Below are 25,143 nucleotides of genomic sequence, written 5' to 3' on the forward strand. Positions count from 1 at the left end.
CACTGGAAATGACACAGGCAATTGCATCGCCCATCGTTCACGACCTGATCGGCGTCGGTTTCGGCCCTTCGAACCTGGCACTGGCCATCGCCCTGCAAGAGCGCGGCCGGATCCAGGGCGAACTGGATGTGCTGTTCCTCGACAAGCAGGCCACCTACAGCTGGCACGGCAATACATTGTCGACGCAGAGCGAGTTGCAGATTTCCTTCCTCAAGGACCTGGTGACCCTGCGCAATCCGACCAGCCCGTATTCTTTCGTCAATTACCTCAAGCACCACGGGCGTCTGGTCGACTTCATCAACCTCGGCACTTTTTATCCATGCCGCATGGAGTACAACGACTACCTGCGCTGGGTGGCCGGGCAGTTCACCGAGCAGAGCCGTTATGGTGAAGAAGTGCAGTTTATCGAACCGGTGTTGCACAACCAGCAGGTTGAAGCGCTGCGGGTAATTTCTCGGGGCAGCGACGGCCAGCAATTCGTGCGTACCACACGTTCGGTGGTGGTCAGCGCTGGCGGCACACCGCGCATTCCGGAGGCGTTCAAGGCGCTGAAGGGCGATCATCGCGTGTTCCACCATTCGCAGTATCTGTCGCAAATGGCCAGACAGCCTTGCGTGAACAATCAACCGATGAGCATCGCCATCATCGGAGGCGGACAGAGCGCGGCGGAAGCCTTTATCGATCTGAACGATTCATTCCCGTCGGTGCAGGTCGACATGATCCTGCGCGGCTCGGCCTTGAAGCCTGCGGACGACAGCCCGTTCGTCAACGAAGTGTTCTCGCCGGAATTCACTGATCTGGTGTTCCAGCAGAACAGCGTCGAGCGCGAGCGTCTGGTCAACGAGTACCACAACACCAACTATTCGGTGGTCGACATCGACCTGATCGAACGCATCTACGGCATCTTCTACCGGCAGAAGGTTTCCGGGATTGCCCGCCATGCGTTCCGCACCCTGACCACCGTCGAGAGCGCCACTGCGACGGCAAATGGCATCGAACTGGCGGTGCGCAACAATGCCACTGGCGAAGTCACAGTACGGATTTACGACGCCGTGGTGCTGGCCACCGGTTACGAGCGGCAGATGCACCGCAAATTGCTCGCGCCGCTGGAGGAATACCTCGGCGAATTCGAAGTCGATCGCAACTACAAACTGATCACCGACGAGCGCTGCAAGGCCGGCATATATATGCAGGGCTTCTGCCAGGCCAGCCATGGCCTGAGCGATACGCTGCTGTCGGTGCTGCCGATTCGCGCCGATGAAATCGCTGGCTCGTTGTACGAGCATGGCAAACAGCGCGGGCACAGCCGTTCCGTGGCGGAGCTGTTGTTGGCGACTGCCAGCTGAAGTATGCGGCGCCTGTCACACCGCTTTCGCGAGCAGGCTCGCTCCCACAATGGATCTGTGAACGCAGGCCAGAATGTGGGAGCGAGCCTGCTCGCGAAGGGGCCATGGAAAGCCCCACATATGATCGTTCCCACGCTCTGCGTGGGAATGCAGCCGGGACGCTCCGCGTCCCTTTCAGAAGCCGAACGCGGAGCGTCCGATGAGGCGTTCCTACGCTGAGCGTAGGAACGCTCGCGGGGAAATTCTGAACCCTTCCTGAACACCCCCCACATTCCCGGCAAACACCTCTTCCAGCGGTTTAGCTGCAGGCGTAAGCTGCGCGCGTTTTCATCAATTGCGGAGACCCACAGTGGGTACTTGTTCGAGTGACAGTTGTCGGCCGGTCTCGATCACCGGCAGATTCTCGGCAAGATAACGCGCAGTCTTTCCCTGCCGTTGTCTCGCCGTAACAGCGAGCAGCGGCATCCCGTGCACGACCCGTTCCGGAACGTGTCTCGACGTCCTTCTCAACGACGCTGAACCAAGCGTGCTGACGACCTCAATCGTCATCGCCGCCTATCGACACGCCTGTCATTCCCGACGGGCGCGCCAAGCCTTGCCGCGCCGGTTGTCCCGGTGCCAGGGCGCGGCGGTACCTGCTCGACGGTTTCCCGGCTGACCACAGGGGACACAGCCATGAAACTCACGCTCAAGGAATTTTTCGCAGGCTTTCTGCGCAGCCGTCACATCGCCCGGCACTTCCGTCGCCTCGCGTTGCTGGATTCGATCAACGACACCAGGGTCAGCCGTGAAGTGCCGCCGACGCTGGCCAGTACGCTGGTGGCTGCCGCCCATGCCGACAGCGCCGCGTTGCTGTCGTCGTTGGGCACGCACGGCGAGGGGCTCACCGAGGTCGAGGCCGATGCACTGCGCGCGCAACATGGCCTCAACGAGGTCGAGCATGAGCAACCGCTGCCGTGGTGGACTCATCTGTGGCACTGCTACAAAAATCCGTTCAACCTGCTGCTGACCTTGCTCGCGGTGATCTCCTGGCTGACCGAAGACCTCAAGGCGGCCGTGGTGATTTTCTCCATGGTGGTGCTGTCGACGCTGCTGCGCTTCTGGCAAGAGAGCAAATCCAATCAGGCCGCCGATGCGCTCAAAGCCATGGTCAGCAACACCGCCACGGTGCTGCGCCGCGATGGCCCACGCCGGGAGCTGCCGATCAAGCAACTGGTGCCCGGCGATCTGATCGTACTCTCGGCCGGCGACATGATTCCCGCCGATTGCCGCGTGCTCAGCGCCAAGGACCTGTTCGTCAGCCAGGCAGCGATGACCGGTGAATCGATGCCGGTGGAGAAATTCACCCGGCAGACCGATCGCGACACGCGTAACCCGCTGGAGCTGGACAACATTCTGTTCATGGGCACCAACGTTGTCTCCGGCAGCGCGATTGCGCTGATTCTCACCACCGGCAACAGCACCTATTTCGGTGCGCTGGCGCAACGGGTCGGCGCGACGGACCGGGCGGTGACCTCGTTCCAGCAGGGCGTCAACAAGGTCAGCTGGCTGCTGATCCGCTTCATGTTCGTCATGGCGCCACTGGTACTGTTCATCAACGGTTTCACCAAGGGCGACTGGACCGAAGCGCTGCTCTTCGCGCTGTCGATTGCCGTCGGCCTGACTCCGGAAATGTTGCCGATGATCGTCACCTCGACCCTGGCCAAAGGCGCCGTATTTCTGTCGCGCAAAAAGGTCATCGTCAAACGCCTCGACGCGATCCAGAACTTCGGCGCCATGGACGTGCTGTGCACCGACAAGACCGGCACCCTGACTCAGGACAAGATCTTTCTCGCGCGTAATGTCGACGTCTGGGGTGAGGATTCTGACGCTGTGCTGGAACTGGCCTACCTCAACAGCTACTACCAGACCGGCCTGAAAAACCTGCTGGATGTGGCGGTGCTGGAACACGTGGAAATCCATCGCGAATTGAAAGTCGGCAGTGCGTTTCGCAAGGTCGATGAAATCCCGTTCGATTTCAATCGCCGGCGCATGTCGGTGGTCGTGGAGGGCCGCGGTCAGCCCCACCAATTGATCTGCAAAGGTGCGGTGGAAGAAGTGCTGGCGGTGTGCAGCCGGGTGCGTCACGGCGAAGTTGATGAGGCATTGAGCGATGAATTGCTGGCGCGAATTCGCCAGGTCACCGGCGCCTTCAACGCTGAAGGTCTGCGCGTGGTGGCGGTCGCGGCTCGCTCAATGCCAGCAGGCCGCGAGATTTACAGCCTGGCCGATGAGCAGGAACTGACGCTGATCGGTTACGTGGCGTTCCTCGATCCGCCGAAGGAAAGCACCGCGCCAGCGCTCAAGGCCTTGGCCGAGCACGGCGTGGCGGTGAAGGTGTTGACCGGTGACAACGAGCTGGTCACAGCAAAGATCTGCCGCGAGGTCGGCCTCGCCCAACAGGGTTTGCTGCTGGGCAATGACATTGAGCGCATGAGCGATGCTGAGCTGGCTATGGCGGTCGAGACGACCAACGTCTTCGCCAGACTCACGCCGTCGCACAAAGAGCGCATCGTCCGTGTGCTCAAGGGCAACGGCCATGTGGTCGGGTTCATGGGCGACGGTATCAACGACGCGCCGGCGCTGCGCACCGCCGACATCGGCATTTCCGTGGACAGCGCGGTGGACATCGCCAAGGAAGCGGCGGACATCATCCTGTTGGAAAAAAGCCTGATGGTGCTGGAGGAGGGCGTGCTCGAGGGGCGGCGTACCTTCGCCAACATGCTCAAGTACATCAAGATGACTGCCAGTTCCAACTTCGGCAATGTGTTCTCGGTGCTGGTGGCCAGTGCATTCATCCCGTTCCTGCCGATGCTGCCGATGCACCTGCTGGTGCAAAACCTGCTGTACGACATTTCGCAGATTGCCATTCCGTTCGATAACGTCGACGAAGAGATGCTGAAACAGCCGCAGCGCTGGCAGCCGGCTGACGTAGGGCGTTTCATGCTGTTCTTCGGCCCGATCAGTTCGATCTTCGACATCACGACATTCGCCTTGATGTGGTACGTGTTCGACGCCAATACCCCGGATCACCAGACACTGTTCCAGTCCGGCTGGTTCGTGGTCGGGTTGCTGACCCAGACGCTGATCGTGCACATGATCCGCACGCCGAAGATTCCGTTCCTGCAAAGCCGTGCAGCCATGCCGCTGATGGTGATGACGGCGATTATCATGGCAGTCGGCATCTTCCTTCCAATGGGGCCGCTGGCGCATTACTTCAAATTGCAGGCGCTGCCGTCGCTGTATTTCGCGTTTCTGCCAATGATTCTGCTCGCGTACATGGCTTTGACCCAAGCGGTGAAAGGCTTCTACATCCGTCGATTCGGCTGGCAATAGCAGCCATGGAATGCTCTCCCCTGTGGGAGCGAGCCTGCTCGCGAAGGCGCCGTGTCAGTCAATACGTCTCTGACTGGTATAGCCCCTTCGCGAGCAGGCTCGCTCCCACAGGGGATATTGGTGCGTCGGGGCCGCCGGATGAATGAGCGGATTTTTAGGAAAAGTCCTACAGAGCTATCCCCGGCGCTTGCGTAGTCTTGCCCTCCCCAAACCTCACCGGGAGAATGACCATGAGCAACAAAGCGATGCGCATCCTGATCGCCGACCCGCAGCATTTTCATCGCATGAAAATCGAGCGCCTGTTCAACTCGCTCGGCTACTACCGCGTCGCCCCGGTGCAGAATCTCGGCGAATTGTTGACCCTGGTCGACTACGGCTGCGAGCCGTTCGATGTATTGGTGATCAATGCCGAGCTGGCGGCAGGCTCCCTCGATCTGTCGGGCTTTCTGCTCGATCACCCACAGGTTCGCCACGCTCTGATCTACAACGAACCGTCGGCGCCCTTGCTGGCGGTTGCGGGGTTTGCTCAGGAAAACGCGCAGATCAGCCCGACGCCATTGCCCAATTCACAGCTCATCGGGCAGGTGATGGCGAGAGTCGAAGCTTGCGACGAACGCCAGGCACCGCCCGACTCTCACGCGTCGTTGCGCCATGCCAATGCATAAAAAACCACTCTGCACAACTGTCAGACCTGACAGGTGATTCTCTTGCTCATCCATGTAACAGTGCCGGCGCGGCCACCGACTCCGGGACAGACTGTTGCGGTGTCTTCGATTTTGCAGGAGTACCAATGAAGTCAGCGCTGATCGTCGATGATCACCCAGTCGTGCGCGCGGCCATTCGCATTGTCCTGCAGGCTCAAGGCTTCACGCAGATTCATGAAGCGTCCAATGGCAATGAAGTCGTGCCGTTGATTTGCGCGCATGATCCACACCTGGTCGTGCTCGATCTCGGCTTGGGGTCCATGGACGGGCTGGAAGTGCTGACGCGAATCCAGATCAAAGCGCCGACGGCACGCTGCCGGATCCTGGTGTTCAGCATGCATGAGCCCACGCATTACCAGGAGCGCTGTTTGCGCGCGGGCGCGCGGGGTTACGTGACCAAGAGCAATCATCTGACGCTGCTGCACGACGCTATCAAGGCGCTGATGTCCGGCCACACCTATTTCTCCGCGTTGCCCAATACCAGCGGTCTGTACAACGCGGTGCAACGCACTGAACAGGAGCTGATCGCTCAGCTGTCCGATCGAGAGTTATGCATTTTCGTGAACCTGGCGTTGGGCAAACCAAACAAAGCCATCGCCCAGGAGATGCACCTGAGTCACAAGACTGTCAGCACCTACAAGACCCGCATGATGGCGAAACTTGGCCTGGGTTCGCTGGTGCTTCTGCGTGAGTTCGCCAAGCGCAATCACTTGATCTGAGTACCTCGACATGACGCAGGGACTGCGGGTTTTAGGACTGTGGCTGGGGCTTGTTGCCTCGGTCGGGGCGAATGACCAACCGCAGACACTGGAGGTGCTGGCGCGCCTCGAACCTGGGGGTATCCAGGTCCGCCTCGATGATCGGGAGCGCCAGTGGCTGCGTGAGCATCCAGTTTTGCGCATGGGCATCTCCGGCCCGGATTACCCGCCCTTCGAAATCACCCGCCAACAGCATGAGCTGGAAGGGCTGACCGCCGATTACGCCGACCTGATGGCGCAACTGCTCGGCATCAGGATCGAAGTGCGGCGTTTCGCCGATCGGCCGGCACTGATGGCCGCACTCAAGCGCGCCGACGTTGATCTCTTGGGCACCTCGAACAGTTTCGAAGCGGCGGATCCGGCCTTTGTTCTGTCGCGGCCGTATGCTGAAGATCAGCCGATGCTGGTCACGCGTCACGACGAGAAGCTGAACGCCGACCTGACGGCCAAACGCATCGCCATGGTCGAGGATTACCTGCCACTGGCCCATGTTCAGGCGTTCTACCCCGGCGCCCACGTGCAGCTTTATGCTTCGGCCATGGATGCACTCGGCGCGGTCGCCTTCGGTGCCGACGACGTGTACCTGGGCGACTTCATCAGCGCCAATTATCTGATCAACACCAACTATCGCAACGACCTGCAATTGGCCGGGCCGTCGGGGCTTGATGCCAATCCGTTCGCCTTTGCGTTATTGCGCAGCGATGTGGTGCTCAAACGCATCGTCGACAAGGCCTTGCTGGCCGTGCCCATGGAGCGTCGGCATCTGATCGAACAGCGCTGGAGTGTCGGCCTCGCCGAGATGGCCGAACAGTCGCGGGTACAGCTCAGCGCCGCTGAACAGCAGTGGCTTGATCAGCACCCGGTGGTGCGGGTGGGCGCGGTCGAAGACTTCGCGCCGTTGGCGTTTTTCGATGCCGAGGGACGCTTCAACGGCCTGGCAGCGCAGTTGTTGAGCCTCATCGCTCAGCGCAGCGGGCTGAATTTCGAGATCGTGCGTGGCACCTCGTTGAACGATCAGTTCGAGCAGCTCCAGGCGGGTGAACTTGATGTCCTGCCGGTGGTGACGCCGAGCACCGAGCGGGAAGCGCAGCTGCAATTCACCCGCGCCTATCTGAACAATCCGTTCGTGCTGGTCAGTGCGGCGAACGGGCCACATCCATTGCCGCTCGACGACCTGGCGGGCAAACGCCTGGCCATCTATCGCGGCCACCCGTTGCGCGAATACCTGCTGCAACGCGTGCCCGGACTACGTCTGGTCGAAGTGAAAAGCCCCGCCGAAGGCATGGCGCTGATTGCCCGAGGACAGGTCGACGTAACGGTGAGCTCGTTGCTGGTGGCGCGTTTTCTGATTGCCCGGCAGTACCGCGATCGCCTGCGAATTACCGGCACCGTTGGCGATCAGCCGGCGCGCATCGCATTGGCCACGGCGCCGCAATCGGCATTGCTGCACTCGATCCTGAACAAGGCGTTACTGAGCATTGCGCCGCAGCAAATGGATGAACTGGTGGAGCGCTGGAGCCACGATGTAGTGGTCGAGAACAGCTACTGGCTGCGCCACCGTCAGGAGATTCTGCTGGGTTTCGCCAGCGCAGCTGCCTTGCTTCTGTTGGCACTGTTGTGGATTGGCTGGCAGCGCCGGCAGATCCACCAGCGTCAGCAATGGTTGCTGCAACTGCAACAGGCCAAGGACGCGGCGGACGAAGCCAGTCGGGCCAAGAGCACTTTTCTGGCGACCATGAGCCACGAGATCCGCACGCCGATGAACGCCCTGATCGGCATGCTCGAACTGGCCCTCAAGCGCGCAGAGGAGGGCGTCACCGATCGACTCGCCATTCAGGTGGCGTCGAATGCCGGCCAGCAATTATTGGCGTTGATTGGCGACATTCTCGATATCGCTCGTATCGAGTCCGGGCATTTGTCCCTCGCGCCCGAGCGGGCCAACCTGCGCGAGACGGTGTTATCGGTGTGTCGGGTTTTCGAAGGGCTGGCGAGGCAGAAACGCTTGTTGTGGCGCATCGAGCTTGATCCGCGCGCCGACGTGGATGTGCTGGTCGATCCGACGCGCTTCAAACAAGTACTGTCCAACCTGTTGAGCAATGCGATCAAATTCACCGAGGCAGGCGAGGTCAGCCTGCGACTGCAGGTCGTTGCAATATCGGACGAGCAAGTGAATGTGCAGGTGCTTATCGAAGACAGCGGCATCGGTATAAGTGCCGAGGATCAAAAGCGCCTGTTCAGCCCGTTCGTTCAAGCGAGCAATAGCCTTCAAGCGGCGCGCAGCGGTTCCGGCCTGGGGCTGGTGATCAGCCGTAACCTCTGCGAAATGATGGGCGGCACGCTGGGTCTCGATAGTGATCTCGGGCAAGGCACGCGAGTAAAAATCAATATCCAGTTGCCGCTGCTGACGTCGGTGACGACCACACTGGCAACGCCCGAGGCGGCGGCCGCGACGTGTGTATTAAGCGTGTTGGTGGTGGACGATCACCCGGTCAACCGCTTGCTGATGTGCTGGCAATTGAGCGAACTCGGGCATCGCACGGTAGATGTGGGCGATGGCGAACAGGGGCTGGACCGCTGGCGAACCCAGGCCTTCGATGTGGTGATCACCGACTGCAACATGCCGCGACGCAATGGCTATGAGCTGGCACAGGCGATTCGCAACGAAGAAGCCGCCAGCGGCCGCAGGCCCTGTCTGATCCTCGGTTTTACGGCCAACGCGCAGATCGAAGAGCGCCTGCGTTGTCTGGATGCCGGCATGGACGGCTGCCTGTTCAAACCGATTCGCTTGCACGATCTGGCTGAAGCCATGAACGGCGCCCGCCGTTGCGAGCTTCACGAAGATGAACCGCCTGGCGCCGAGTCGGTCGAGATTGACCTGAGTGCCCTGGAGCAGATGGCCGGGACCGATCACTCGTTGATCGAGCGTTTGCGCAAGGAAGTCGGCAACAGCCTGCGTGATGATCTCCAGGCTCTGGATCATATCCACGTCGGCGACCGCAACGGCCTGCGTGAGCTGGCCCATCGCATCAGGGGCGGCGCGCAAATGGTCGGCGCTGCGCGGGTTGTTGCGGCGTGTGTTGAGCTGGAAACGGCTTGCCGAGGCAGTGAAAACGCAGTTATCAACCGTGCCATCGACAGGTTGCGCGAAGCCATGCACGGCCTCGCACGGTGCCTCTGAACCAATGCAGTCTGCTGTGGGAGCGAGCCTGCTCGCGAAATGCGCGCTGCTGACCCAATTGTTCTGCACATGGAACACTCAAGCCGATTTCCGCCATCTAGTCGAATATTCGATATGCCTTTAGGCTTAATCCAATGCATTTACCCATTGGAGACCCCATGAAAAACATCATCGGCATTTACACCAGCCCGCGCGGCCATTGGGTCGGCGATGGTTTCCCGGTGCGCACGCTGTTTTCCTACGACAACCTGGGCAAGCACATCAGCCCGTTTCTGCTGCTCGATCACGCCGGTCCCGCCGAATTCACCCCGACCACTGAACAGCGTGGCGTCGGCCAGCACCCGCACCGCGGTTTCGAAACCGTGACCATCGTTTACGACGGCGAAGTGCAGCACCGTGACTCCACCGGCAGCGGCGGCACTATCGGCCCGGGCGACGTGCAGTGGATGACCGCAGCGTCCGGCATCCTCCATGAAGAGTTTCATTCGGAGAATTTCGCCAGAACCGGCGGCAAGCTGGAAATGGTTCAGCTGTGGGTCAACCTGCCGGCCAAGGACAAAATGGCCGCGCCGGGTTACCAGACCATTCTCGACCGCGACATTCCGAACATCGCGCTCAAGGACAACGCCGGCAGCCTGCGACTGATCGCCGGTGAATTCGACGGGCACACCGGACCTTCGCGCACCTTTACGCCGATCGACGTGTGGGATCTGCACCTCAATGCCGGCAAGTTGCTGACGCTTGATCTGCACGAAGGACGCAACACCGCACTGGTGGTGCTGAAAGGTTCGGTGCAGGTCAACGGTGCGGAATCGGTAGGGGTCGGGCAGTTGGCGCTGTTCGAACGCGACGGTGATCGACTCACTCTCCAGGCCAGCGAAGACGCGGTGGTATTGCTGCTCAGCGGCGAGCCGATCGACGAACCGATCGTTGGTCACGGCCCGTTTGTGATGAATACCGAGCAGGAAATTCATCAGGCCTTCGCCGACTTCCAGTCCGGGCGTTTTGGCCGGATGCACGCCTGACCCCGAGCTTTACTGGCAACTGAAACTCCCCTGTGGGAGCGAGCCTGCTCGCGAATGCTCTGATTCAGTCGAAGAGGTAGTGACTGACAGGACGCCTTCGCGAGCAGGCTCGCTCCCACAGGTTTTTCAGCGTCTGATCGTTCCCACGCTCTGCGTGGGAATGCAGCCGGGGACGCTCCGCGTCCCACATCTTCAAGATCGCAGCCTTCGTCAGCTCCTACAGGGTTTCGCAGTGTTTTCAAGTGGCGGTTCATCCACCGAAATCAATTGCTCCTACACTGTGCCAATCTGTGCGATCTTCTCGCGATTGGCCTTTGTCGGAGTTGTTTGATGCTGTCTCTGCTGACCGAACACCCGTTGTTTAGCGCGTTGATCCTGATCCTGCTCGATCTTGGCCTGTGGCGGCTGATCAGCTCTCGCGGCAGCGAATGGAAGCTGCTGGTGCGGGTGCTGATTTTCGCCCTGTTCAGCATTGTGCTGTTCAACGAAGGTCTCAACCCGATGGAACCGGCGCCGTGGGCCGACAACGTGCCGCTGCATCTGGCGGCAACCGGGCTGCAGATCGGCTGGTGGCTGTTTGGTGCGCGCACCCTGACGGTGTTGATCGGCGCGGTGATGATGCAGCGGGTCGGCCATACCGGCCGGCTGTTGCAGGACTTGCTCGGCGCGGTGATTTTCCTCATCGCGATCATTGCGGCGCTGGCGTACGTGCTCGATCTGCCGGTCAAGGGCGTGCTGGCGACGTCCGGCGCGTTGGCGATCATTGTCGGTCTGGCCTTGCAGAGCACCTTGAGCGACGTGTTCTCCGGCATCGTCCTCAACACCACCAAGCCCTATCAACTCGATGACTGGATCTCCATCGACGGCACCGAGGGCCGCGTCACCGACATCGACTGGCGCGCCACGCGTCTGCAAACCAGTCAGGGTAGCATGGCCGTGATACCCAACTCGCTGGCGGCGAAAGCCAAAATCATCAACTTCAGCCGACCGAGCAATATGTTCGGCGTTTCCGTCAGCGTGCCCGTCAGCCCCCACGCCCGGCCCAGTTCGGTAATCGAGGCGCTGGAGCGGGCAATGCAGGGTTGTCGGCAATTGCTCGACACGCCGGCGCCGAGCGTATCGTTGAAGAGTTCTGCCAGCGGCGGCGCGGAATACGAAATCAGTGGATTTGTCGCCTCGATGGGCGAGAAGCGCGTGGTGCGCAATCAGTTGTTCGACCTCGCTTACCGGCATTTGCAGGCGTCCGGGGTCAATCTGCTGTCGAGCAACGAGACCAGCGCCGCGCCGCAGTTGTCGCGGCCACGGGCGCTGCTGGAAAGCTCACCGATCTTCTCGACCCTACGCGAGGAAGAAAAAGACACCTTCAGCCAGAACATGACCCTGCAAACCTTCCGCGCCGGCGAGACGATTCTGGCGGGCGGGGAGGTCAGCGATCATCTGTTCATCATTGAATCCGGCGTGGTATCGGTGACGCTCAAGCGCCATGGTGCGCCACTGGAATCCGGGCGCATGGGGCCGGGCGAGGTGATCGGCGAGGCCGGGATTCTCTCCGACACCGCGCTGCCGGCGGATTTTTCCGCTAAGACTTTCTGCGCCCTGTATCGCATCGAGAAGTCCTACCTGAAACCGTGCCTGGATGCGCGCCATGACATCCACGATGCGATGCAGGCGTTGCTCGATTTCCGCCTGCACAAGGCGCAGTCGCTGACCGAGGAAGCGCCCGTGGTCGCGCCGAAAAGAGGCTTCCTGCAATGGCTGCGTAATCGCGTCTGAGCTGTCGCATTGTCATTCGATGCAACCTGCGCGGCGTTCTCAGGGTCACAATTTGCAATCCCACCGGGCAGGAGTTGCAGACGATGAAAAACCTGCGGATCGCCACCTTCAACGTCAACGGCATGCGCGCGCGGCTGCCGAATCTGCTGGAATGGCTCAAGCGCGACCAACCGGACATCGTCTGCCTGCAAGAGCTCAAGTCGGTGGACAGCGCATTTCCCGCCGCCGAACTGGAGGCCGTCGGTTACGGCGCGATCTGGCAGGGCCAGGCGTCATGGAATGGCGTGGCGATTCTGGCGCGTGATGCGCAGCCGCTGGAGAGTCGACGCGGTTTGCCCGGCGATCCCGATGACACGCACAGCCGCTATATCGAAGCGGCGGTGCACGGTGTGCTGGTCGGTTGCCTGTATCTGCCCAACGGCAACCCGCAGCCGGGGCCGAAATTCGATTACAAACTGGCCTGGTTCGAGCGTCTGATCAATTACGCCAAAGACCTGCAACGCAGCGATCACCCGGTGGTGCTCGCCGGTGACTTCAATGTCGTGCCCACCGACATGGACATCTACAACACGCGATCCTGGCTCAAGGACGCCTTGTTGCAACCTGAAAGCCGCGAGTGCTACCAGCGGTTGCTGGATCAGGGCTGGACCGATTCCCTGCGCCACGTGTATCCCGAAGAACGCATCTATACCTTCTGGGATTATTTCCGTAACCATTGGCAAACCAACTCCGGCCTGCGCATCGACCACCTGCTGCTCAACCCGGCATTGAGCCCGTATCTGCACGATGCCGGCGTCGACGCCTGGGTGCGCAACGAACCGCACGCCAGCGACCATGCACCGACATGGATTCGCATCGCTTCGCGGAAAAAGCGCTGAGCGGGCGATTGGCGAAATCAATTGTCGGAAGCCGTGCCTGATCCCGTATACAGGGCAATATCCACGCAGTGTTCTGCGGCCCATGCATAAGGATCGAGCAATGAGTGCGCCACGGCTGAGCAATACCAATCTGTATCTGCAACGTCTGGGTTTCGATGCGCCGCCGCCACCGACACTGGATACGTTGCGTCAGTTGCAACTGCGCCATACCGCCGAATTTGTTTTCGAAAATCTGGCTACGATCATGGGTGAACCGGTGTCGATCGACCTGGACTCCATCGAAAGCAAGGTGCTGCAGCAAGGGCGGGGCGGCTACTGCTACGAACTCAACCATTTGTTTTATGCGCTGCTGCTTGAATTGGGCTTCGACGCGCGGGCGATCAGCGGGCGCGTCGTGATGAATCAACCGGAAGGCAGCTGGACGGCGCGAACCCATCGTTTGAGCCTGGTCACCATCGACGGCACTCGCTACATCGCCGACGTCGGCTTTGGCGGCATGGTGCCGACCGCACCGCTGCTGCTCGACAGCGAAGGTGAACAACCGACTCCGCATGAGCTTTACCGCATCGACAAGCACGCCGATGGCTACCTGCTGCGCGCCCAGGTCGCAGGCGAGTGGCGGCCGATGTACCTGTTTGATCTGCAGCGCCAGGAAGACATCGATTACACCGTCGGCAACTGGTACGTCTCGACGCATCCCGAGTCACCTTTTGCCCAGCGCCTGATGCTGGCGCGCACCGGCGCTGGCTGGCGCAAAACCCTGAACAACGGCAGTTTTGCCATTCATCACATGGGCGCGGACAGTGAGCGGCGCGAGGTGGCGGATGTCGACGAGCTGATGAAATTGCTGCGGCGTGAGTTTGATCTTCAAGTGCCTGATTCACCGCGTGTGCGGCAAGCGCTGGCTCGGGTAATCGCGCCAGCCTCCATCTAAGGCTTTACATCAGGCTCCAATACGCGACGGATCTCCCCGATTGCCGCTGAAAGAGCGCGACTGCACCGTCGGTCGCCTTGAACACTTCAGCCTGGTGGGCACTGGCGCGGACGCAGCGGGGATGTGTTGCCGAATTTGTTGGGGCAAGAAGCGCAGACTAGAAGGTTGGATGGCTACCTAACCATTATGTGACTGACAAGTTGTATACAACTCTATGGACATTTGTCCTGAGTATTGAATACAGTGTGCGCATAACAAAAACCAGGGAACCCCCCACCATGAAAACGCCCCATGTTTCACACCAACGGCCCGAGGACGAAAACCTCGGGGTCGGCGCGAATATGGCTTACGGCCTGCAACATGTTCTGACCATGTACGGCGGTATCGTTGCGGTGCCACTGATCATTGGCCAGGCGGCCGGTCTGTCGCCGGCGGACATTGGTCTGTTGATTGCTGCTTCATTGTTTGCGGGGGGGCTGGCGACGTTGCTGCAAACCCTGGGTCTGCCGTTTTTTGGCTGTCAGCTGCCGCTGGTCCAGGGCGTATCGTTCTCTGGTGTGGCGACCATGGTCGCGATCGTCAGCAGTGGCGGGGAGGGCGGTTTCCAATCGGTGCTGGGCGCGGTGATTGCCGCCTCGTTGATCGGCTTGCTGATCACGCCAGTGTTTTCGCGCATCACCAAGTTCTTCCCGCCGCTGGTCACCGGCATTGTGATCACCACCATCGGCCTGACGCTGATGCCAGTGGCCGCACGCTGGGCGATGGGCGGCAACAGCCACGCGCCGGACTTCGGCAGCATGCAGAACATCGGTCTGGCAGCGGTGACGCTGGTGCTGGTGTTGCTGCTGAGCAAGGTTGGCAGCGCGACCATTTCTCGGCTGTCGATTCTGCTGGCCATGGTCATCGGCACGGTGCTGGCGGTGTTCCTCGGCATGGCGGATTTCTCCAGTGTCACCACCGGTCCCATGTTCGGCTTCCCGACACCGTTCCACTTCGGCATGCCGACCTTCCATTTCGCCGCGATCCTGTCGATGTGCATTGTGGTCATGGTGACGCTGGTGGAAACCTCGGCAGACATCCTTGCCGTGGGCGAAATCATTGACACCAAGGTAGATTCCAAACGCTTGGGCAACGGCCTGCGCGCCGACATGCTGTCGAGCATGTTTGCGCCGATCTTCGGTTCGTTTACGCAAAGTGCTTTCGCGCAAAACGTCGGCCTGGTGGCGGTGACCGGGATCAAGAGCCGATTCGTGGTGGCCACCGGCGGTCTGTTTCTCGTCGTCCTCGGGCTGCTGCCGTTCATGGGCCGGGTGATTGCCGCCGTGCCGACTTCTGTCCTCGGCGGCGCCGGGATCGTGCTGTTCGGCACCGTGGCGGCGAGTGGCATTCGCACGTTGTCGAAGGTGGACTACCGCAACAACGTCAACCTGATCATCGTCGCCACTTCGATCGGTTTCGGCATGATCCCGATCGCAGCGCCGAACTTCTACGATCACTTCCCGAGCTGGTTCGCGACGATTTTCCATTCGGGCATCAGTTCATCGGCAATCATGGCGATCCTGCTCAATCTGGCCTTCAACCACTTCACAACCGGCAACTCGGATCAACAGTCGGTGTTCGCCGCAGCCGAAGAGCGCACGCTGCGTTATCGCGATCTCGCCGCGCTGCGTGAAGGCGATTACTTCAGTGACGGCAAGCTGCATGATTGCGATGGCAAGGAAGTGCCGGTGATCGAGCCGGATGACCATGATCATGGCCACGGCGCGCCGAAGGTGCAGGTGAAAAGCAGCGAACATGTCTGACCGCTGCTGAATACAGAAGGGCCGATCTGGTTGTACAGATCGGCCTTTTCGTTTGCAGATTAAAAGATCGCAGCCTTCGGCAGCTCCTACATCGGGATCAGCGTTTCCCTGTAGGAGCCGCCGAAGGCTGCGATCTTTTGATCTTTTCAGGCGCCCACAAAAAAGCCCCTGAACCTTGCGATTCAGGGGCTTTGCTATTTGGCTCCACAACCTGGACTCGAACCAGGGACCCAGTGATTAACAGTCACTTGCTCTACCAACTGAGCTATTGCGGAATTGGTGCGTATGTTACTGATTCAAAAAGAGAAGTCAAGCATCGCCTGGCAACTTTTGCGATTCATGGGGACGGACGGCATTTTGTCAGCGATTGGCGGTTACCAGGAAGGCCTCAGAGGTCTACCATGGCAGCCCGGAAGTGGTCACACGCGCTGCCGGCCATTAGCCGCAAAGGTACGCGCCATGATTCAAATCACCCGCAACACCGAGGTGCTCGCATGAGCACCGCACAGATCAGCCTGCCCAAAGGGATCGGCCCGCACGCCGAAAAACTTTTCGATGCAATCACCGGGGCAAGTACCGCCGAAGAATTGAACCGCGCCGGCGGCAAGGCCGAAGGTTTCGTCCTCGGTCTCGAAAGCAGCAAGGCCATCAAAAGCCAGGTCGCCGAATCGCTGTATGTGATTTACGACGATGCCGCCACCCAGCGCTCGGCTGAACTGGCTTAACTGCCGAAAGTAATCGTGCCGAGCATCAGCTTGGCATAGACCGCTGTCGCCGCCAGTTGCACCAGCCACAGGGCCAGGCCACCGAGGAATACCCCGGTGGCGACTTGCAGCACCAGGCTCTTTTCACGCTTGGCCGGAGCGCGCGGGACGAAATCATCCAGGTCGTCACGGTCGGCGCGCAGGTTGTCGTTTTTCATGTGGGTTCTCTTCAAAAATCTCGGGTGTACACAAAACCGGTAGGAGCTGCGGAACGCTGCGATCTTTTGATCTTGATCTTGGAAACAAGATCAAAAGATCGCAGCCTCGTTGCACTCGTCAGCTCCTGCGCTTTGAATTGTGTGCAGTCTAGAGGTTGCACGGCGGTTCCAGGGACAAATAAAAACGGGAAGCCCAAAGGCTTCCCGTTTTTCATCGCGCGGCGAAATCAGATGACCTGAACGATCGCGTCCGTCACAGCCTTGATGTTGCTCTGGTTCAGCGCAGCCACGCAGATGCGGCCGGTGTCCAGGGCGTAGATGCCGAACTCGTTGCGCAGGCGATGCACTTGTTCAGTGGTCAGGCCGGAGTAGGAGAACATGCCGCGCTGACGACCAACGAAGCTGAAATCGCGGCCCGGGGCTTTTTCCGCCAGCAGGGCAACCATCTGCTCGCGCATGCCGCGAATGCGCAGGCGCATCTCGGCCAGCTCGGCTTCCCACTGTGCGCGCAGTTCCGGGCTGTTCAGCACCGCAGCAACAATGCTGGCGCCATGGGTCGGCGGGTTGGAGTAGTTGGTGCGGATCACGCGCTTGACCTGCGACAGCACGCGCGCGCTTTCTTCTTTCGATTCGCTGATGATCGACAGTGCGCCAACGCGTTCGCCGTACAGCGAGAACGATTTGGAGAACGAGCTCGAGACGAAGAAGGTCAGGCCGGATTCGGCGAACAGGCGCACAGCGGCGGCGTCTTCATCGATGCCGTCGCCGAAACCCTGGTAAGCCATGTCGAGGAACGGCACGTGACCTTTGGCCTTGACCACTTCCAGCACCTTGTTCCAGTCCGCCGGGGTCAGGTCGACGCCGGTCGGGTTGTGGCAGCAAGCATGCAGGACAACGATCGAGCCGTTCGGCAGGGTGTTGAGGTCGTCGAGCATGCCGGCACGGTTCACGTCGTGGGTGGCAGCGTCGTAGTAACGATAGTTCTGCACCGGGAAACCAGCGGTCTCGAACAGCGCGCGGTGGTTTTCCCAGCTCGGGTCGCTGATCGCCACGACGGCGTTCGGCAGCAGTTGCTTGAGGAAGTCGGCACCGATCTTCAGCGCGCCGGTCCCGCCGACGGCCTGAGTGGTGATGACGCGACCGGCGCTGATCAGCGGCGAGTCGTTGCCGAACAGCAGTTTTTGCACGGCCTGGTCGTAGGCAGCGATGCCATCGATCGGCAGGTAACCGCGCGAAGCGTGTTGCGCGACGCGAATCGTCTCGGCTTCGATCACCGCGCGCAGCAGTGGAATTCGCCCCTCTTCGTTGCAGTACACGCCTACGCCCAGGTTGACCTTGGTGGTCCGGGTATCGGCGTTGAATGCTTCGTTGAGGCCCAGGATTGGATCGCGGGGTGCCATTTCGACAGCGGAGAACAGGCTCATTATTACGGCGGCTCTGAATGGAGAGTGGAGGGACGTGTAGCGCTCCAGCCGAATGCACTAGAGCGGTGCACAAACGGGGAGCTAGTATAGAGGCCATCACCGCGCAATGGCGACAGGCGAATCGGCTTTTGGGGTAAGTTTTTCCGATTATTTCTGGACCGTTAGTCGATTGACTTTGTCAGACTCTTTACCGGATGTAGGACGTTTGCCTTGAAAGGTCAGGCAATCGCCACCACATTCAGCACAATCCAGGTTTTTTCTTGCGCGACATCGGTCGTTTGCGGTCGTCCTCGTGGTGCTCCGCCTGACGCGGAACGCCGCGATTCCAGAGGTGTGTATGTCGGAATTCCAGCTAGTCACCCGCTTCGAGCCCGCCGGCGATCAGCCGGAAGCCATTCGCCAATTGGTTGAGGGCATTGACGCCGGGCTGGCGCACCAGACATTGCTCGGTGTGACCGGCTCGGGCAAGACCTTCAGCATTGCCAACGTCATCTCGCAGGTACAGCGGCCAACGCTGGTGCTGGCGCCGAACAAGACCCTGGCCGCGCAGTTGTACGGTGAGTTCAAGGCGTTCTTCCCCAACAACGCCGTTGAATACTTCGTTTCCTATTACGACTACTACCAGCCCGAAGCCTATGTGCCGTCGTCCGACACCTTCATCGAGAAGGACGCGTCGATCAACGACCACATCGAGCAGATGCGACTGTCCGCGACCAAAGCGTTGCTGGAGCGCAAGGACGCGATCATCGTCACCACGGTGTCGTGCATCTATGGTCTGGGCAGCCCGGAAACCTATCTGAAAATGGTCTTGCACGTTGATCGCGGCGACAAGCTCGATCAGCGCGCGCTCCTGCGGCGCCTGGCTGACCTGCAATACACCCGCAACGACATGGATTTTGCCCGGGCGACGTTCCGCGTGCGCGGTGATGTGATCGATATCTTCCCGGCGGAATCCGATCTGGAAGCGATCCGCATTGAGCTTTTCGACGACGAGGTCGAGAGCATTTCCGCGTTTGATCCGCTGACCGGCGAAGTCATCCGCAAGATGCCGCGCTTCACTTTCTATCCGAAGAGCCACTACGTGACGCCTCGGGAAACCCTGCTCGACGCCATCGAAGGCATCAAGGTCGAATTGCAGGAGCGCCTCGAATACCTGCGCAGTAACAACAAACTGGTGGAGGCCCAGCGCCTGGAGCAGCGCACCCGTTTCGACCTGGAGATGATCCTCGAACTGGGTTACTGCAACGGCATCGAAAACTACTCGCGCTACCTTTCCGGGCGTCCATCCGGCGCGGCGCCACCCACGCTTTACGACTATCTGCCTGCCGACGCCTTGCTGGTGATCGACGAATCCCACGTCAGCGTGCCGCAGGTCGGCGCGATGTATAAGGGCGACCGTTCGCGCAAGGAAACCCTCGTTGAGTACGGCTTCCGCCTGCCTTCGGCGCTGGACAACCGGCCAATGCGTTTCGACGAGTGGGAAGGGGTCAGCCCGCAGACCATTTTCGTTTCGGCGACCCCCGGCAACTATGAAGCCGAGCACGCCGGGCGCGTGGTCGAACAAGTGGTGCGGCCGACCGGCCTGGTCGACCCGCAGGTTGAAGTGCGGCCGGCACTGACTCAGGTCGATGACTTGCTATCGGAAATCACCAAGCGCGTGGCGATCGAAGAGCGTGTGCTGGTCACCACGCTGACCAAGCGCATGGCCGAAGACCTGACCGATTACCTCGCCGACCACGGCGTGCGCGTGCGTTATCTGCACTCGGACATCGATACCGTCGAGCGCGTCGAGATCATCCGCGATTTGCGCCTCGGCGTGTTCGATGTGCTGGTCGGGATCAACCTGCTGCGTGAAGGCCTCGACATGCCGGAAGTGTCGCTGGTGGCGATTCTCGATGCTGACAAGGAAGGCTTCCTGCGTTCCGAGCGCTCGCTGATCCAGACCATCGGCCGCGCGGCGCGTAACCTCAATGGCCGGGCGATTCTCTACGCCGATCGCATGACCGGTTCGATGGAGCGCGCGATTGGCGAGACCGAGCGCCGTCGCGAGAAGCAGATCGCTTTCAACCTTGAGAACGGCATCACCCCGAAAGGTGTGATCAAGGACGTCGCCGACATCATGGAAGGCGCCACCGTACCGGGCTCGCGCAGCAAGAAGCGCAAAGGCATGGCCAAGGCCGCCGAAGAGAACGCCAAGTACGAAGCCGAACTGCGCTCGCCAAGCGAAATCACCAAACGCATCCGCGCGCTGGAAGAGAAGATGTACCAATTGGCGCGGGATCTGGAGTTTGAAGCGGCGGCGCAGATGCGTGACGAGATTGCCAAACTGCGCGAACGATTGCTTACGGTTTAAGGGATCGTTCCCACGCTCTGCGTGGGAATGCCGCCCGGGACGCTCTGCGTCCCATCGCTCGCGTGACGCAGAGCGTCACAGGATGCTTTCCTACGCAGAGCGTGGGAACGATCATTGTGTATCTCTGTGGGAGCGAGCCTGCTCGCGAATGGCCTTCCCACAAATCGGACGGCCTAGCGCATCCGGCTTAAATACCCTGCCCGCTGGAGCGGGGCGGGTGTCGCCTGTTACCATTCGCCGCTTGATTGTTCTGCTCTTCATTTTTTCGAGACAAGCCATGACCACCGTCCGCACTCGCATCGCGCCATCGCCTACCGGGGACCCCCACGTAGGTACCGCTTACATCGCATTGTTCAACTACTGCTTTGCCAAGCAGCATGGCGGTGAGTTCATCCTGCGCGTCGAAGACACCGATCAGTTGCGTTCGACCCGCGAGTCCGAACAGCAGATCTTCGACGCCCTGCGCTGGCTCGGCATCGACTGGAGCGAAGGTCCGGATGTCGGCGGCCCGCACGGCCCGTATCGGCAGAGCGAGCGCGGCGACATCTACCAGAAGTACTGCCAGCAACTGGTCGACATGGGCCATGCGTTCCCGTGCTTCTGCACCGCTGAAGAACTCGATCAGATGCGCGCCGAGCAAATGGCTCGTGGCGAAACTCCGCGCTACGACGGCCGCGCACTGCTGCTGTCGAAGGAAGAAGTCGCGGCGCGCCTGGCCGCTGGCGAACCGCACGTGATCCGCATGAAGGTGCCGAGCGAAGGCGTCTGCGTGGTGCCGGACATGCTGCGTGGCGACGTCGAGATCCCGTGGGATCGCATGGACATGCAAGTGCTGATGAAGACCGACGGCCTGCCGACGTACTTCCTCGCCAACGTGGTCGACGATCACCTGATGGGCATCACCCACGTGCTGCGTGGCGAAGAATGGCTGCCATCGGCACCGAAACTGATTTTGCTGTACGAATACTTCGGCTGGGAACAACCGGAGCTGTGCTACATGCCGCTGCTGCGTAACCCGGACAAGAGCAAGCTGTCCAAGCGCAAGAACCCGACCTCGGTGACGTTCTACGAGCGCATGGGCTTCATGCCGGAAGCGATGCTCAACTACCTCGGGCGCATGGGCTGGTCGATGCCGGACGAGCGCGAGAAGTTCTCGCTGCAGGAAATGGTCGACAACTTCGACCTCAAGCGCGTTTCCCTCGGCGGGCCGATCTTCGATATCGAGAAGCTGTCGTGGCTCAATGGCCAGTGGCTGCGCGATCTGCCGGTGGAAGAGTTTGCCGCCCGCGTGCAGAAGTGGGCGTTCAATTCCGACTATATGATGAAAATCGCGCCGCACGTTCAGGGCCGTGTTGAAACGTTCAGTCAGGTCGCACCGCTGGCGGGGTTCTTCTTTGCCGGCGGCGTGAATCCGGATGCCAAGCTGTTTGAGTCGAAAAAGCTCTCCGGCGATCAGGTTCGCCAGTTGATGCAATTGATCCTGTGGAAACTGGAAAGCCTGCGGCAGTGGGAGAAGGACAGCATCACCGCGACGATTCAGGCGGTGGTCGAATCCCTCGAGCTGAAACTGCGCGATGCGATGCCGCTGATGTTTGCTGCGATCACCGGGCAGGCCAGTTCGGTGTCGGTGCTCGATGCGATGGAAATCCTCGGCCCGGACCTGACCCGTTTCCGTCTGCGCCAGGCGATTGACCTGCTGGGCGGCGTGTCGAAGAAAGAAAACAAGGAATGGGAAAAGCTCTTGGGCGCCATCGCCTGATTGCTTTTGCTTCTTTGCAGGACTGCCGAAGGCTGCGATCTTTTGATCCTGCCTTCGGCGTTTCTCCCGAATTTACGGGGGAGGGCGGTAAGTGATTGTTATCCCGGCAAAAAATTTTGAAATTTTTCAAAAATAAGTTTGACAGGCTTTCGATACGCCCTTAAGATTCGCCCCGTCCTCAGCGATGAGGGGCTATAGCTCAGCTGGGAGAGCGCTTGCATGGCATGCAAGAGGTCGACGGTTCGATCCCGTCTAGCTCCACCAATTTACACTTCGAGGTCTGGCCACACCGGCCTTGAAGCGATCAACACTCAGCGTTGATCAGTTGTATAGAAGGGTTTGCGTCCCCTTCGTCTAGTGGCCTAGGACACCGCCCTTTCACGGCGGTAACAGGGGTTCGAGTCCCCTAGGGGACGCCAGTTTTACAGAAGTGATGTTGCAAGAGATCACTCCGCCGCGAGGCGAAAAATCCGGGGCTATAGCTCAGCTGGGAGAGCGCCTGCATGGCATGCAGGAGGTCAGCGGTTCGATCCCGCTTAGCTCCACCAATTTTACAGTTCAAGGTCTGGCCACACCGGCCTTGAATCGATCAGCTCTCAGCACTGATCAGTTGTATAGAAGGGTTTGTGTCCCCTTCGTCTAGTGGCCTAGGACACCGCCCTTTCACGGCGGTAACAGGGGTTCGAGTCCCCTAGGGGACGCCACGATTACCCGCTCTGCGGGATTTTATAAGGGTCATTCAATTATTGAATGGCCCTTTTGTTTGTCTGGCGTTTGGCCAACTCTCCTTTTTCCTTACACTGTGCTTCAGACCAGCGGTCATATTCATGACTTGCGGAATATTATTATGCGAATAATATTCTAGTCGTAATATTCGGAGGCAACGATGAACGATAAAAAAGCTCAAACCCGCGAACGCATCCTCAAGGCTGCCAGCGCCGCATTGATTCAGCGCGGCCCGGCAGACCCGAGCGTGGGCGAAGTGATGGGCGCCGCCGGCCTGACGGTTGGCGGTTTCTACGCCCACTTCGAAAGCAAGGACGCGATGATGCTCGAGGCGTTCAAACAGCTGCTGGGCCGCCGTCGCGACCTGATTGCCGACATGGACGCCGATCTGACCGGCGAAGAGCGTCGCGCTTTGGTGGCTGCGTTCTACCTGTCACGCAAACACCGGGATTCCAGCGAGGCTGCATGCCCGATCCCGGCCTCGATTGGGGAGCTGGGGCGTTTGCCGGAGTCGTTCCGCATTGCGCTGAACGAGCATTTGGAATTGATGGTCGCGCAACTGGCGGCCAGCCCTGAAGACACCGACAAGGCTTTGGCCGATGTCGCGTTGATGGTCGGTGGTCTGGCCTTGGCCAGAGCGCTGGGTCCGGGAGATTTATCCGATCGATTGCTGCGCGCTGCCAAGTCGGCGGTGCGTTGACCTGAAGGCAACAAGCCTGAGGAGAGTGCGATGAACGCGTTGAAGTGGGTTCGTGGCGTTAACGGTACCTTGGGCTGGTTTGCACCGAGACTGGTGGCAAGCAAAATGCGTCTGGCGTTCATGACGCCCCGCGCGCTACCGCTGCGCGATTGGGAGCTGCCGCTGTTGGCCAGCTCCGAACGCATCACATTGCGCTTCGGTCTGTCGGCGCTGCGTTGGGGCCAAGGTCCTACAGTGTTGCTGATGCATGGTTGGGAAGGGCGGCCAACGCAATTCGCTTCGCTGATAAACGCTTTGGTTGATGCCGGCTATACCGTCGTCGCGCTCGATGGCCCGGCACACGGTCGCTCCCCTGGGCGAGAAGCCAATGTAGTGCTGTTCGCCCGCGCCATGCTTGAAGCCGCTGCCGAATTGCCGCCGCTGCAAGCGGTTATCGGCCATTCCATGGGCGGCGCCAGCGCGATGCTCGCCGTGCAATTGGGGCTGCGCACCGAAACCCTGGTCAGCATCGCCGCACCGTCGCGGATTCTCGGCGTGCTGCGCGGTTTCGCGCGAATGGTCGGCATGCCGCCGCGCGCGCGTTCGGCGTTCATTCGTCAGGTCGAGCAGGACGTCGGCATGCGCGCCGCGACGCTGGACGTGGCCCACTATCAACTGGATATGCCCGGCCTGATCGTCCATGCCGAGGACGACAATTTTGTCTCGGTCAAAGAATCGCAATTGATTCACGAAGCCTGGTTCGACAGCCGCCTGCTGCGCCTGGAAAGCGGCGGCCATCAACGCGTGCTGGCCGACCCTCGAGTGATTGATGGCGTGTTATCACTGCTCGCCGGTCGCAGTCTTCAGGCGCGCCAATCGGCCTGAGCTCCGTTACACTGCCTCGGTTGAATACTTTGACCGGGAGTGGGGCATGGGCTGGGATCGGGCAACGCCGTTTACCATTGATCTGCAAGTAGGCGCCGAAGACATCGACGGGCTCGGGCACGCCAATAACGCGGTGTACGTCACCTGGCTCGAGCGCTGCGCCTGGCGCCATTCGCAGCGCCTCGGCCTGGACCTGGTCGAATACCGGCGTCTGGACCGAGCAATGGCCGTTGTCCGCCACGAAATCGATTATCTGGCCGCCGCCTATGAAGGCGATGAACTGCAACTGGCGACCTGGATCGTCGATTGGGATCAGCGCCTGAAAATGACCCGGCATTTCCAGCTCAAACGCCCCAGCGACAACGCCATCCTGTTGCGCGCGCAGACCACGTTTGTGTGCATCGAACTGTCGACCGGCAAGCCCAAGCGTATGCCGGCGGAATTTATCGAAGGCTATGGCCCGGCGATCCAGATCGCAGAAGCCATGTGAATCTCACCCTGTGGGAGCGAGCCTGCTCGCGAAAGCATCGCGTGAGTTACGCATGCGTCAACTGACAGACCGCCTTCGCGAGCAGGCTCGCTCCCACAGAGATATGTGTAGTTCTGCGGATTTGTGCGATAT

18 protein-coding genes and 5 tRNA genes are annotated in these 25,143 nt (G+C 60.2%); 20 read left to right on the forward strand and 3 right to left on the reverse strand.

The features are described 5' to 3' along the window. Nucleotides 1–8: 8 nt before the first annotated feature. The 10 genes from ASG55_RS05585 (at nucleotide 9) to ASG55_RS05630 (ending at nucleotide 15,773) form a co-directional block, all read left to right on the forward strand. Nucleotides 9–1,346, forward strand: coding sequence for a lysine N(6)-hydroxylase/L-ornithine N(5)-oxygenase family protein (locus tag ASG55_RS05585; RefSeq protein WP_041478512.1), 1,338 nt, complete (start codon nucleotides 9–11; stop codon nucleotides 1,344–1,346). A gap of 675 nt (nucleotides 1,347–2,021) precedes the next feature. Further along, entirely contained in the window at nucleotides 2,022–4,721 is a 2,700-nt protein-coding gene (gene mgtA / locus ASG55_RS05590; RefSeq protein ID WP_056784330.1) for a magnesium-translocating P-type ATPase, read from the forward strand. A gap of 230 nt (nucleotides 4,722–4,951) precedes the next feature. Further along, the gene (locus tag ASG55_RS05595; RefSeq protein WP_056784333.1) at nucleotides 4,952–5,386 is read left to right on the forward strand and encodes a hypothetical protein; all 435 of its coding nucleotides are present in this window, start codon (nucleotides 4,952–4,954) and stop codon (nucleotides 5,384–5,386) included. Nucleotides 5,387–5,511: 125 nt separating this feature from the next. Further along, on the forward strand, nucleotides 5,512–6,144 hold the full coding sequence (locus ASG55_RS05600; RefSeq protein WP_056784337.1) for a response regulator transcription factor: 633 nt from the start codon (nucleotides 5,512–5,514) through the stop codon (nucleotides 6,142–6,144). Nucleotides 6,145–6,154: 10 nt separating this feature from the next. Next, a complete protein-coding gene (locus tag ASG55_RS05605) occupies nucleotides 6,155–9,361 on the forward strand; it encodes a transporter substrate-binding domain-containing protein (protein WP_056784340.1) in 3,207 nt (1,068 codons plus the stop codon). 158 nt (nucleotides 9,362–9,519) lie between these two features. Next, nucleotides 9,520–10,386: a pirin family protein gene (locus tag ASG55_RS05610; protein ID WP_056784343.1), complete on the forward strand. Its 867-nt coding sequence runs from the start codon at nucleotides 9,520–9,522 to the stop codon at nucleotides 10,384–10,386. A 330-nt stretch (nucleotides 10,387–10,716) separates the two neighbouring features. After that, nucleotides 10,717–12,159, forward strand: a complete 1,443-nt coding sequence (locus ASG55_RS05615) for a mechanosensitive ion channel family protein (protein ID WP_041478518.1) — start codon at nucleotides 10,717–10,719, stop codon at nucleotides 12,157–12,159. A gap of 83 nt (nucleotides 12,160–12,242) precedes the next feature. Continuing rightward, nucleotides 12,243–13,037: an exodeoxyribonuclease III gene (gene xth, locus ASG55_RS05620; RefSeq protein WP_056784348.1), complete on the forward strand. Its 795-nt coding sequence runs from the start codon at nucleotides 12,243–12,245 to the stop codon at nucleotides 13,035–13,037. Between the two features lie 100 nt (nucleotides 13,038–13,137). Continuing rightward, a complete protein-coding gene (locus tag ASG55_RS05625; protein WP_056784351.1) occupies nucleotides 13,138–13,971 on the forward strand; it encodes an arylamine N-acetyltransferase family protein in 834 nt (277 codons plus the stop codon). 278 nt (nucleotides 13,972–14,249) lie between these two features. Then, nucleotides 14,250–15,773: a nucleobase:cation symporter-2 family protein gene (locus ASG55_RS05630; RefSeq protein ID WP_024012376.1), complete on the forward strand. Its 1,524-nt coding sequence runs from the start codon at nucleotides 14,250–14,252 to the stop codon at nucleotides 15,771–15,773. A 199-nt stretch (nucleotides 15,774–15,972) separates the two neighbouring features. Here ASG55_RS05630 and ASG55_RS05635 read toward each other — a convergent pair. After that, a tRNA-Asn gene (locus ASG55_RS05635) sits at nucleotides 15,973–16,048 on the reverse strand. Nucleotides 16,049–16,267: 219 nt separating this feature from the next. Here ASG55_RS05635 and ASG55_RS05640 point away from each other — a divergent pair. Beyond that, nucleotides 16,268–16,498 carry a hypothetical protein gene (locus ASG55_RS05640; protein ID WP_024012377.1) on the forward strand — a complete coding sequence of 77 codons (231 nt, stop codon included), beginning with the start codon at nucleotides 16,268–16,270 and terminating at the stop codon, nucleotides 16,496–16,498. On the opposite strand, the gene ASG55_RS05645 is transcribed toward ASG55_RS05640, so the two are convergent. After that, nucleotides 16,495–16,695 carry a hypothetical protein gene (locus tag ASG55_RS05645; RefSeq protein ID WP_056784354.1) on the reverse strand — a complete coding sequence of 67 codons (201 nt, stop codon included), beginning with the start codon at nucleotides 16,693–16,695 and terminating at the stop codon, nucleotides 16,495–16,497. The two genes, ASG55_RS05640 and ASG55_RS05645, sit on opposite strands and share 4 nt — an antisense overlap. A 227-nt stretch (nucleotides 16,696–16,922) precedes the next feature. Further along, nucleotides 16,923–18,119: an amino acid aminotransferase gene (locus ASG55_RS05650; RefSeq protein WP_056784357.1), complete on the reverse strand. Its 1,197-nt coding sequence runs from the start codon at nucleotides 18,117–18,119 to the stop codon at nucleotides 16,923–16,925. 337 nt (nucleotides 18,120–18,456) lie between these two features. Between ASG55_RS05650 and uvrB the strand changes: the two genes are divergently transcribed. The 9 genes from uvrB to ASG55_RS05695 all read left to right on the forward strand — a co-directional run bounded on the left by uvrB (nucleotide 18,457) and on the right by ASG55_RS05695 (nucleotide 25,011). Beyond that, a complete protein-coding gene (gene uvrB / locus ASG55_RS05655; protein WP_016773919.1) occupies nucleotides 18,457–20,472 on the forward strand; it encodes an excinuclease ABC subunit UvrB in 2,016 nt (671 codons plus the stop codon). Between the two features lie 277 nt (nucleotides 20,473–20,749). Beyond that, complete coding sequence (gene gltX, locus ASG55_RS05660) at nucleotides 20,750–22,231, forward strand: glutamate--tRNA ligase (RefSeq protein WP_056786776.1); 1,482 nt, start codon at nucleotides 20,750–20,752, stop codon at nucleotides 22,229–22,231. Nucleotides 22,232–22,419: 188 nt separating this feature from the next. Next, nucleotides 22,420–22,495, forward strand: a tRNA-Ala gene (locus ASG55_RS05665). Nucleotides 22,496–22,574: 79 nt separating this feature from the next. Next, nucleotides 22,575–22,650: transfer RNA gene (locus ASG55_RS05670), tRNA-Glu, on the forward strand. Nucleotides 22,651–22,703: 53 nt separating this feature from the next. Beyond that, nucleotides 22,704–22,779 (forward strand) — tRNA-Ala (locus tag ASG55_RS05675). Nucleotides 22,780–22,859: 80 nt separating this feature from the next. Beyond that, nucleotides 22,860–22,935, forward strand: a tRNA-Glu gene (locus ASG55_RS05680). 182 nt (nucleotides 22,936–23,117) lie between these two features. Continuing rightward, a complete protein-coding gene (locus ASG55_RS05685; protein WP_041478525.1) occupies nucleotides 23,118–23,657 on the forward strand; it encodes a TetR/AcrR family transcriptional regulator in 540 nt (179 codons plus the stop codon). A gap of 30 nt (nucleotides 23,658–23,687) precedes the next feature. Beyond that, a complete protein-coding gene (locus tag ASG55_RS05690) occupies nucleotides 23,688–24,521 on the forward strand; it encodes an alpha/beta fold hydrolase (RefSeq protein ID WP_056784361.1) in 834 nt (277 codons plus the stop codon). Nucleotides 24,522–24,567: 46 nt separating this feature from the next. Next, entirely contained in the window at nucleotides 24,568–25,011 is a 444-nt protein-coding gene (locus tag ASG55_RS05695) for an acyl-CoA thioesterase (protein WP_056784363.1), read from the forward strand. Nucleotides 25,012–25,143: the final 132 nt, after the last annotated feature.

The organism is Pseudomonas sp. Leaf434, from assembly GCF_001425545.1.
GTDB classification, from domain to species: domain Bacteria; phylum Pseudomonadota; class Gammaproteobacteria; order Pseudomonadales; family Pseudomonadaceae; genus Aquipseudomonas; species Aquipseudomonas siliginis.

Bases quoted from the DNA above. Each gene is read 5' to 3' on its own strand.
- ASG55_RS05600 (WP_056784337.1), top strand. From the start codon at position 5,512: ATGAAGTCAGCGCTGATCGTCGATGATCACCCAGTCGTGCGCGCGGCC.
- ASG55_RS05685 (WP_041478525.1), top strand. From the start codon at position 23,118: ATGAACGATAAAAAAGCTCAAACCCGCGAACGCATCCTCAAGGCTGCC.
- ASG55_RS05605 (WP_056784340.1), top strand. From the start codon at position 6,155: ATGACGCAGGGACTGCGGGTTTTAGGACTGTGGCTGGGGCTTGTTGCC.
- ASG55_RS05615 (WP_041478518.1), top strand. From the start codon at position 10,717: ATGCTGTCTCTGCTGACCGAACACCCGTTGTTTAGCGCGTTGATCCTG.
- ASG55_RS05690 (WP_056784361.1), top strand. From the start codon at position 23,688: ATGAACGCGTTGAAGTGGGTTCGTGGCGTTAACGGTACCTTGGGCTGG.
- ASG55_RS05610 (WP_056784343.1), top strand. From the start codon at position 9,520: ATGAAAAACATCATCGGCATTTACACCAGCCCGCGCGGCCATTGGGTC.
- ASG55_RS05640 (WP_024012377.1), top strand. From the start codon at position 16,268: ATGAGCACCGCACAGATCAGCCTGCCCAAAGGGATCGGCCCGCACGCC.
- ASG55_RS05625 (WP_056784351.1), top strand. From the start codon at position 13,138: ATGAGTGCGCCACGGCTGAGCAATACCAATCTGTATCTGCAACGTCTG.
- ASG55_RS05650 (WP_056784357.1), bottom strand. From the start codon at position 18,119: ATGAGCCTGTTCTCCGCTGTCGAAATGGCACCCCGCGATCCAATCCTG.
- xth (WP_056784348.1), top strand. From the start codon at position 12,243: ATGAAAAACCTGCGGATCGCCACCTTCAACGTCAACGGCATGCGCGCG.
- ASG55_RS05585 (WP_041478512.1), top strand. From the start codon at position 9: ATGACACAGGCAATTGCATCGCCCATCGTTCACGACCTGATCGGCGTC.
- ASG55_RS05645 (WP_056784354.1), bottom strand. From the start codon at position 16,695: ATGAAAAACGACAACCTGCGCGCCGACCGTGACGACCTGGATGATTTC.
- mgtA (WP_056784330.1), top strand. From the start codon at position 2,022: ATGAAACTCACGCTCAAGGAATTTTTCGCAGGCTTTCTGCGCAGCCGT.
- ASG55_RS05695 (WP_056784363.1), top strand. From the start codon at position 24,568: ATGGGCTGGGATCGGGCAACGCCGTTTACCATTGATCTGCAAGTAGGC.
- uvrB (WP_016773919.1), top strand. From the start codon at position 18,457: ATGTCGGAATTCCAGCTAGTCACCCGCTTCGAGCCCGCCGGCGATCAG.
- ASG55_RS05595 (WP_056784333.1), top strand. From the start codon at position 4,952: ATGAGCAACAAAGCGATGCGCATCCTGATCGCCGACCCGCAGCATTTT.
- gltX (WP_056786776.1), top strand. From the start codon at position 20,750: ATGACCACCGTCCGCACTCGCATCGCGCCATCGCCTACCGGGGACCCC.
- ASG55_RS05630 (WP_024012376.1), top strand. From the start codon at position 14,250: ATGAAAACGCCCCATGTTTCACACCAACGGCCCGAGGACGAAAACCTC.